Source organism: Pseudomonas sp. NPDC088885 (assembly GCF_044750025.1).
GTDB lineage: Bacteria > Pseudomonadota > Gammaproteobacteria > Pseudomonadales > Pseudomonadaceae > Aquipseudomonas > Aquipseudomonas rustica.
This window is the reverse complement of sequence record NZ_JBIVJB010000132.1, coordinates 1-9,053: the sequence shown is the minus strand read 5'-3', so window position 1 is coordinate 9,053 and position 9,053 is coordinate 1. Positions and strand designations below refer to the sequence as shown.

General features: G+C 58.7%; 9 protein-coding genes and 1 pseudogene. 6 read left to right on the top strand and 4 right to left on the bottom strand.

Features of this window, described 5'->3' with window-relative positions; genetic code table 11:
• The coding region (locus tag ACIP1X_RS26415; RefSeq protein WP_400755751.1) for a Lon protease family protein at positions 1–2,349 on the top strand (2,349 nt) is incomplete at its 5' end.
• A gap of 310 nt (positions 2,350–2,659) precedes the next feature.
• A complete protein-coding gene (locus tag ACIP1X_RS26410) occupies positions 2,660–2,974 on the top strand; it encodes a hypothetical protein (RefSeq protein ID WP_053123993.1) in 315 nt (104 codons plus the stop codon).
• A 36-nt stretch (positions 2,975–3,010) separates the two neighbouring features.
• On the opposite strand, the gene ACIP1X_RS26405 is transcribed toward ACIP1X_RS26410, so the two are convergent.
• Positions 3,011–4,840 (bottom strand): hypothetical protein, encoded by a 1,830-nt coding sequence (locus ACIP1X_RS26405; protein WP_400755750.1) that lies wholly within the window; start codon positions 4,838–4,840, stop codon positions 3,011–3,013.
• Positions 4,841–4,999: 159 nt separating this feature from the next.
• On the opposite strand from ACIP1X_RS26405, the gene ACIP1X_RS26400 reads away from it, so the two are divergent.
• The 3 genes from ACIP1X_RS26400 (at position 5,000) to ACIP1X_RS26390 (ending at position 6,668) form a co-directional block, all read left to right on the top strand.
• Positions 5,000–5,488 carry a TIGR00645 family protein gene (locus ACIP1X_RS26400; RefSeq protein ID WP_053123989.1) on the top strand — a complete coding sequence of 163 codons (489 nt, stop codon included), beginning with the start codon at positions 5,000–5,002 and terminating at the stop codon, positions 5,486–5,488.
• Between the two features lie 134 nt (positions 5,489–5,622).
• Positions 5,623–5,928, top strand: coding sequence for a DUF6482 family protein (locus ACIP1X_RS26395; protein WP_053123987.1), 306 nt, complete (start codon positions 5,623–5,625; stop codon positions 5,926–5,928).
• A 122-nt stretch (positions 5,929–6,050) separates the two neighbouring features.
• On the top strand, positions 6,051–6,668 hold the full coding sequence (locus tag ACIP1X_RS26390) for an FKBP-type peptidyl-prolyl cis-trans isomerase (protein ID WP_008078561.1): 618 nt from the start codon (positions 6,051–6,053) through the stop codon (positions 6,666–6,668).
• A gap of 119 nt (positions 6,669–6,787) precedes the next feature.
• Here the strand turns inward: ACIP1X_RS26390 and ACIP1X_RS26385 are convergent, their stop codons facing one another.
• The 3 genes from ACIP1X_RS26385 to ACIP1X_RS26375 all read right to left on the bottom strand — a co-directional run bounded on the left by ACIP1X_RS26385 (position 6,788) and on the right by ACIP1X_RS26375 (position 8,743).
• Positions 6,788–7,045: a hypothetical protein gene (locus tag ACIP1X_RS26385; protein ID WP_053123985.1), complete on the bottom strand. Its 258-nt coding sequence runs from the start codon at positions 7,043–7,045 to the stop codon at positions 6,788–6,790.
• Positions 7,046–7,252: 207 nt separating this feature from the next.
• Positions 7,253–7,594, bottom strand: coding sequence for a zinc ribbon domain-containing protein YjdM (locus ACIP1X_RS26380; RefSeq protein ID WP_053123983.1), 342 nt, complete (start codon positions 7,592–7,594; stop codon positions 7,253–7,255).
• 180 nt (positions 7,595–7,774) lie between these two features.
• Positions 7,775–8,743, bottom strand: coding sequence for a polyprenyl synthetase family protein (locus ACIP1X_RS26375; protein ID WP_053123982.1), 969 nt, complete (start codon positions 8,741–8,743; stop codon positions 7,775–7,777).
• Between the two features lie 240 nt (positions 8,744–8,983).
• Between ACIP1X_RS26375 and ACIP1X_RS26370 the strand changes: the two are divergent.
• A pseudogene (locus ACIP1X_RS26370) lies at positions 8,984–9,053 on the top strand (bL21 family ribosomal protein); the annotation flags it as partial.

Here is a 9,053-nt window from a genome sequence, read left to right as displayed (position 1 = left end):
AATGATCTGGAGCCCTTTCGCGGTGTGCTCGGCCAGGAACGCGCGGTCGAAGCCTTGCAGTTCGGTGTGGCCATGCCACGCCCCGGTTACAACGTTTTCGTCATGGGCGAGCCCGGCACTGGCCGTTTCTCGTTCGTCAAACGCTATCTGAAGGCCGAAGGCAAACGCCTGCAGACCCCGGCGGACTGGGTCTACGTGAACAATTTCGATGAGCCGCGCGAACCCCGCGCACTGGAGTTGCCATCCGGCACCGCCGCTTCGTTCATCGGTGACATCAACGGTTTGATCGACAACCTGCTGGCGACGTTTCCGGCAGTCTTCGAGCACCCGTCCTACCAGCAAAAGAAAAGCGCCATCGACCGCGCCTTCAACCAGCGCTACGACAAAGCTCTCGACATCATCGAGCGGCTGGCCTTGGAAAAAGACGTCGCCCTCTATCGCGACAGCAGCAACATCGCCTTCACGCCGATGCTCGACGGCAAGGCGCTGGACGAAGCTGAATTCGCGCAGTTGCCGGAAGCTGATCGCGAGCGTTTTCACGATGATATTTCCGGCCTCGAAGAACGCCTGAACGAAGAACTCGCCAGCCTGCCGCAGTGGAAGCGCGAGTCGAACAATCAGCTGCGTTCGCTCAACGAAGAAACCATCACGTTGGCGCTGCAGCCGTTGCTGTCGCCGCTGTCGGAGAAGTACGCCGAGAACGCGGCGGTCTGCGGTTACCTGCAAGCGATGCAGGTGTACCTGCTGAAAACCGTGGTCGAGCAACTGGTCGACGACAGCAAGACCGACGCCGTGGCGCGCAAGCTGCTCGAAGAGCAATACGCGCCAAGTCTGGTGGTTGGTCACCCAGCCAGCGGCGGTGCGCCGGTGGTATTCGAACCGCACCCGACTTACGAAAACCTCTTCGGGCGTATCGAATACACCACCGATCAGGGCGCGCTCTACACCACCTATCGTCAGTTGCGCCCGGGTGCGTTGCACCGTGCCAACGGCGGGTTCCTGATTCTTGAAGCGGAAAAAATGCTCAGCGAGCCGTTCGTGTGGGATGCGCTCAAGCGCGCCCTGCAATCGCGCAAGCTGAAAATGGAATCGCCGCTGGGCGAGATGGGCCGTTTCGCCACGGTCACGCTCAACCCGCAGCACATTCCGTTGCAGGTCAAAGTCATCATCATCGGTGCGCGGTCGCTGTATTACACGCTGCAAGACCTCGATCCGGACTTCCAGGAGATGTTCCGCGTTCTGGTCGACTTCGATGAAGACATCCCGATGGTCGACGAGAGTCTGGAGCAATTCGCCCAGCTTTTAAAAACCCGCACCTCGGAAGAAGGCATGGCGCCGCTGACCGCCGACGCGGTGGCGCGTCTGGCGACGTACAGCGCACGGTTGGCCGAGCACCAAGGGCGTTTGTCGGCGCGTATTGGTGATCTGTTCCAACTGGTCAGCGAAGCGGACTTCATCCGCCATCTGGCTGGCGATGAAATGACCGATGCCGGCCACATCGAGCGTGCGCTGAAAGCCAAAGCCACGCGCACTGGTCGCGTGTCGGCGCGGATTCTCGACGACATGCTCGCCGGGATCATCCTCATCGACACCGATGGCGCGGCAGTCGGCAAGTGCAACGGTCTGACCGTGCTTGAAGTCGGCGACTCGGCGTTCGGTGTGCCGGCGCGGATTTCCGCTACGGTGTATCCGGGCGGCAGTGGCATCGTCGACATCGAGCGCGAGGTTAACCTTGGCCAGCCGATTCACTCCAAAGGCGTGATGATCCTCACCGGGTATCTGGGCAGCCGTTACGCGCAGGAATTCCCGCTGGCGATTTCCGCGAGCATCGCGCTGGAGCAATCCTACGGTTACGTCGATGGCGACAGTGCATCGCTGGGCGAAGCGTGCACGCTGATTTCGGCGCTGTCGAAAACCCCGCTCAAGCAGTGCTTCGCGATCACCGGCTCGATCAACCAGTTCGGTGAAGTGCAGGCGGTCGGTGGGGTCAACGAGAAGATCGAAGGTTTCTTCCGTCTCTGCGAAGCACGCGGGCTGACGGGCGAGCAGGGCGCGATCATTCCGCAGGCCAACGTCGCCACGTTGATGCTCGATGAGAAAGTGCTGGCGGCGGTGCGTGCCGGGCAGTTCCACGTTTACGCGGTGCGTCAGGCAGACGAGGCGTTGAGCCTGCTGGTCGGCGAACCGGCGGGTGAGCCGAACGCCGACGGCGAATTCCCGGAAGGCAGCATCAATGCACGGGTGGTCGAGCGCTTGCGCGACATCGCTGAAATGATCAGCGAAGAAGACCTCAAGGAAGCGGAAAAGGAACTGGCCCAAGAGGCGTTAGCTGAAGCAAAACCGGCCTAAGGTCAAACGCGGTCAAAACTGTGGGAGCGAGCCTGCTCGCGAAAGCGGTGTATCAGACGACGAATAAGTTGCCTGAAACTCCGCATTCGCGAGCAGGCTCGCTCCCACATTTGTTTGGTGTAACGACATCAAAATTCGCCACTACTCTGACGTCAAACTTCACACAATGACCATTCGGCGCCTTCTGGTTCTATCCAGCTTGCGCAGCGGACTTTTCTTCTATTCTCAGCTCAAGGATATCGACAGTATCACTGGATCGAGCCAGTCCTCCCGTGGGGGCTGAATACCGGCTTCACCGAGGGTCGCCGCCATGTCGCGCAACCTCTGCCTCACCCGTCAATGCCTGGGTCTCGTGACCCGCATCGAATGCGCCATCAAGCCGTTGGCCGGCGATAACGGCATGTGGACGCTACTCTTCGCTGCCGGTATGGCCGGCGAACAACCTTCCGCCATCAAAGCCCAGGGGCCGTTTCACGGGCCGATCGCGGCCGAGTCGATTCTCGACACCATCGTTGAGAGCCTGACGCTGCACGGCTACGAACTGGCCGACGATCCGCAAATCTGGAGCCTGCACCTGCAAGCCCAGCTGCGCCAAATCAACGGAGGCCGCAGCCGCGCCCTGTAGGAGCTGCCGAAGGCTGCGATCTTTTGATCTTGCTCTTCAAGGAGCAGTATCAGACGCCTGTGCCTTGTCGAGTTTGACCTCAAAACCATATTGCACGGTGGCGAGGTCGGTGCGCTGATAGGTTTCCACGTGAGTCGGGCGACCATAAAAATAATGCACGCCGACTAACGCCGGGCCTTCTGCACTGGCGTCGTGACTGACCGATAGAATTTCCTTCAAATAATTGCCGCTGTCGTCTTTGACGAAGTAGCGATATTCGTTGGCCGGAAACAATTTCAGATCCACCAGCAGCGTGTTGTTCTTGATCTCCAGCCCTTTGGGCAACGATTTTTCGTCGTAGGCCTGCTTGGCCACAGTCGCCAGAAACAACGGCATCGAACCGACGGCAATCGCCGGGGTTTCCGGGAACAGATTCAAATCGTAAGTAATCGTCGCGCGCAACGGATCGACCTGGTACGCCTCGGGCGGCAGTTCGATCGGCTCGTCGAGTTTGCCGTTGTGCTTCTCGGTAAAGAACGTCACCGGGCTTTCGCCGGGGTTGAAATCGTCACCGAGCAATTCATCGTTGAACGTGCGGCGGTGGGAGAACTCGATGCGTGCGGCGCTCGGTTCTTCGACGGATTGATGGATGCGCACACCGGCCTTCAATTGCTCTTCGGTCAGGCTCGCGCCCTTGAGCCAGCTCACCGTCTGATCGTCGTAAACCGTCACCGGTAGATCCAGCGGCTGGATGGCTTTTTCCGTGGTGTGCTGTTTGAACGCGCGGATCGGCAAGTCCAGCGCTTTACGCGATACGGTCACCGAAGAGAAATCCAGCACACTGACTTCCAGGGTTTCGATCGGGCCGTTGAAGTAGACCTTGTTGTAGCGCTTCGGATGTTTTTCTTCGAACGCCTGTTGCTCGGCAGTGAGCTGCTTGTCCAGCGCATCGCTCCAGGCTTTCTGCTGTCGCAGGTTCGTCAGTTGTTTTTCGTAGAACGCCACTTGCTCCGGGCTCTCGTTGATCGAGCCGGCACGCACCAGGTATTGACCGCTGGCATCGCGGGCCTGAACGATCATCGGATTGAGCTGCGCCTCAGCCACTTCCGGGGCCAATGGCTGACTGTTACTGAATTCGACTTCGGCGGAATTCTTTTCAAGCTTCAGCAGTTTCACGCTGAGGTTGTCGTTGGTGCGGGTCTCGCCGACATCTTTCTGCGTAAGGTCGAAGCTGTACAGGCGACGCGGCGCGATGACTTCGAGCTTGCCTTGCAGGCTGACCGGTTGCGGCAGGCTCTTCTTGTCGACGTTCAGACCGTCGATGAACGGGTAGGTCACGGTCAGGTCATCGGGGTTGGTGACGTTGGAGCTGGAAGGGCTGAGCTGAATGCCGGGATCGGTTTCCGACCATTCCGGCTGGTAGCCAATGACGCGTTTATTACTCAGCGTGACCGACTGCCACTCCACACCATGAGGAAAAAGGAAGCCGCCGGGAATATTGAGGTTGAAAGGGAACACCGGTTGCAGGTCGGTGAGGTAGTCGGAGCTGGAATCCTTGTGCAGCACAAACAGGCCATTGATAAAGGTGTCGACCAATGCCTGCGGGCTCGGGTAGTGCTTGAGCACGCCGAGGGCGTCTTCGCCGTATTCGGTTTTCGCCGGGTTGCTGTCGAGTTTCTGTTTTGCGCGCTGGAGCAACAGCAATGAGCCGCCGAGTTCGCTGACGGCGTCCTTGAGTTTCGGATCGGTGATGGTGTCCAGGGATTGTTCGAACTTGGCGGTTTTCTCTTCAAGACTTGTCGCGTGCTTCTCATCGCCGGGCGAGCAACCGCTCATCAGCAGCGCGAAGCAAATTCCGGCAGTTGTTATCGGCAATCGCACATCCATTTCCACGCATCCTGTCCAACGTCACTGGGCTTTCATAGGTTTGGACACTAGCAGAAATTCTTTGTCATACGTGCGCAAACGGCGGATTCAGGACGGTTTCTGGCGGTCAAGGCGGGCTGGTATACTCGCCGCCATTTCCAGCCCCCAGTGTGAGATTCAATGGAACGCTTTATCGAAAACGCAATGTACGCCACGCGCTGGCTGCTGGCGCCGATCTACATCGGCTTGTCCCTCGGTCTGCTCGCGTTGGCACTGAAATTCTTCCAGGAAATCGTCCATATCCTGCCCAACGTGTTTGCGATGGCCGAGTCGGATCTGATTCTGGTACTGCTGTCGCTGATCGACATGGCGCTGGTCGGCGGCCTGTTGGTGATGGTGATGATTTCCGGGTACGAGAACTTCGTCTCGCAACTGGACATCGACGAGGGCAAGGAGAAGCTCAGCTGGCTGGGCACCATGGACTCGTCTTCGCTGAAGATGAAAGTCGCGGCGTCGATCGTGGCGATCTCTTCGATCCACTTGCTGCGCATCTTCATGGACGCCAAGAACGTCGATCCCGAGCACCTGATGTGGTACGTGATCATTCACATGACCTTCGTGATCTCGGCCTTCGCCATGGGTTACCTGGACAAGCTCACCAAGCACTGATCGTTTGTTGAACGCTGCAAAACACCGCCCGTCTGTTGCGAAACAGACGGGCGGTGTCGTTTGTGGCTTGTGCTTTCGGGCGCGCGGGCATATCCCTGTAGACGTCCTGATTCGCCACCGCGAGAGGTGCGCACATGAACCTGCAAGAGTTGAATGCGTTTGCCATTGCCAGGAAGGTCGATGAGCTGAATCTGATCTCCATGGAGGGCGGGATTTATCTGCTCGAAGCGCGGATGCATGGCGCGGCGTATCCGTTGAGTGATCCCAAGGGCAACATGCTGACGCTGCGTTCGGTGGAGCATGCGCGAGATTTGCTGCATGCCTTTCCGGTGCTGCCGTTCAACCTCGTACACACCTCGGTACATGATGAAATGTGTGGCCTGGGCGCCAGTGGCGAGGAAAGTCTGAAGGTACCGCTGGCCTGGCGTTCCGCCCTGTAGGCGCTGCGTCCCATCGCCGGAGCATCTGTGCTAGTCTGCTCGCCCTTTTGGTTCCGGGCGCGCCGGGACGCGCTGTGCACGCACGGCAAGTCTCGTGGCCGTCCGCACAGCGGAGCAGTGTCATGTCCGAAGTAAATCTGTCCACCGACGAAACCCGCGTCAGCTACGGCATTGGCCGTCAGCTGGGTGACCAGCTGCGCGACAACCCGCCACCGGGCGTTAGCCTGGACGCAATCCTGGCCGGTCTGACCGACGCTTTCGCCGGTAAGGAAAGCCGTGTTGGTCAGGAAGAAATGTCCGCCAGCTTCAAGGTTATCCGCGAAATCATGCAAGCCGAAGCGGCTGCCAAAGCTGAAGCCGCTGCTGGCGAAGGTCTGGCATTCCTGGCTGAAAACGCCAAGCGTGACGGCATCACCACTCTGGCTTCCGGCCTGCAATTCGAAGTGCTGACTCAGGGCGAAGGCGCCAAGCCAACCCGTGAAGACCAGGTGCGTACTCACTACCACGGCACGCTGATCGACGGCACTGTGTTCGACAGCTCCTACGAGCGCGGCCAGCCAGCAGAATTCCCGGTTGGCGGCGTGATCGCCGGCTGGACCGAAGCCCTGCAACTGATGAATGCCGGCAGCAAATGGCGTCTGTACGTGCCGAGCGAACTGGCTTACGGCGCGCAAGGCGTTGGCAGCATCCCGCCGCACAGCGTTCTGGTATTCGACGTCGAGCTGCTGGACGTTCTGTAATCCCGTGACCTTGTAGGAGCAAGGCTTGCCCGCGAAGGCGTCCGGTCAATCGACATCAATGTTGAATGAAAGACCGCTTTCGCGAGCAAGCTCTGCTCCTACAGGGTTTGTGGCGTGTTTCATATTTCGATCTTGTGATGCAGTTCATGGGTCGGGCGCAACGCCCGGGCATAGCAGAACAGGAACAGATTGCGCACCAGTTCCTTGAGCACCATCGGCTCGCTGGAACTCAGGCTGCTGACATCCAGATCCCCTTGATCCTGCAGCTCATGCAAGGCTTCCTCTTCAAGCACCGCACAGACCTCGCCGGTTTCCCGATGGAGGATCCTGAGGTAAGGATGTGGGCGATCCAGCCAGGCGTCGATCAAATAAGTCATGGTTCTCATCTCCATTGAAGGTGTTTGATGAGAATAATTCTTATTATCGAAATAGCAAGCGCCTATTGGCGGATTCTGATTTTTTCCGGGTAAAGATTGCGTAAGGTCAAAACGGCTGGCGTTTGGCTATTGCGTGGATTTATTGAGGTACGGCGGGGGAGGGTGAAGCTCCATCCCACGGCTGGCGCGGGATGGATGACAGCGCAATCAGACTTTTCTGACGAACTCTGATTTGAGTTTCATCGGGCCGATGCCGTCGATCTTGCAGTCGATGTCGTGGTCGCCATCGCACAGGCGGATGTTCTTGACCTTGGTGCCGACCTTGACCACCAGCGAGGTGCCCTTGACCTTCAGATCCTTGATCACAGTGATGGTGTCGCCGTCCTGCAGGACGTTGCCGACCGAATCTTTCTTCACGGTGTCATCGGAGGCTGCTTCGGCTTCGCCGCTGGCAGACCACTCGTGGGCGCACTCCGGGCACACCAGTTGGGTACCGTCTTCATAGGTGTATTCGGAATTGCATTTCGGGCAGGGTGGCAACGTGCTCACTAAGGCTCCTTGGGAGGGATCGCTAAAAGTCGCACATTGTATAGGGTTTTACGCGAGTAAGGGCATAGCGCAGAAACAACTGTGGGAGCGAGCCTGCTCGCGAAGGCGTTTTGTCAGTCAGCATTGATATCGACTGGCAGAATGCTTTCGCGAGCAGGCTCGCTCCCACAGTGGGTTGTATCAGTGCGTGCGGGCGACCGCAAACTCACTCAATTCAACCAGTGCATCGCGATACTCGCTTGCTGGCAGCGCTTCGAGGCACTTGATCGCACGGGCCACGTAATCGCGGGCCAGTTGCGCGGTGTACTCCAGCGAACCGGAGGCTTCCACGGCAATGCGGATGCTTTCCAGGTCTTCGATCCCGCCTTTCTGAATCGCCTGACGCACCAGTGCAGCCTGTTCCGGCGTGCCTTCGCGCATGGTGTAGATCAGCGGCAGGGTCGGCTTGCCTTCGGCCAGATCGTCACCGACGTTCTTGCCCAGAGTCTCGGCGTCGCCCTTGTAGTCGAGCAGGTCGTCGACCAGTTGGAACGCCACCCCGAGGTGATCGCCGAATGTGCGCAGGGCTTCGCTCTGCTCAGCTGTGGCACCGGCCAGCGCCGCAGCGCTGTGGGTCGAAGCCTCGAAAAGCATCGCGGTTTTGCCGCGGATGACTTCCATGTAGGTTTCTTCGGTAGTGCTGGCGTCGCGAACCTTGGACAGCTGCAACACTTCGCCTTCAGCGATGATGCGCGTGGCCTGGGACAGGATCTTCATCACCGGCATCGAACCCAGTTCGACCATCATTTCGAACGAGCGCGAGTACAGGAAGTCGCCGACCAGCACGCTCGGAGCGTTGCCCCACATGGCGTTGGCGGTCGAGCGGCCACGGCGCATGCCGGACATGTCGACAACGTCGTCATGCAGCAGGGTCGCGGTGTGCAGGAATTCGATGGTGGCGGCGAGCAGACGCATGTCGTCGCCTTCGCGACCCAATGCCTTGCCACACAGCAACACTAATAAAGGACGCAGTCGTTTACCGCCGGCCGACGTGATGTAATCGCCGATTTTCGATACCAGCGGTACTCGGGAAGTCAGCTGCTTCTTGATGATGCCGTCGACGGCGTTAAAATCGTCCGCCACCGCGCGGTAGAAAGCTTGGGGTTGCATCAGAGACAGTTGCTCCAGAAGGGTTGCGCGGCATGCTAGGACCCCCACCCGGACCTGTCAAGGCGCGATGGACGGCCTCTTGCAACACTTCAACAGCTTGCGTACAATCGCGCACCCTGAACTTCCTGGGCAGCACCTGCCTTACGCAATTGCAATCAGGCCTTCCAGCCTTATGCAGCCATGCCAGCCAATACCTCTTCTTATAAAGAGCTGGGTGAGCAGGATTATCGGAGAAATACCATGTCGTACGCAGTAATTGTTACTGGTGGCAAGCAATACAAAGTCGCCCCAGGTGAATACCTGAAGATCG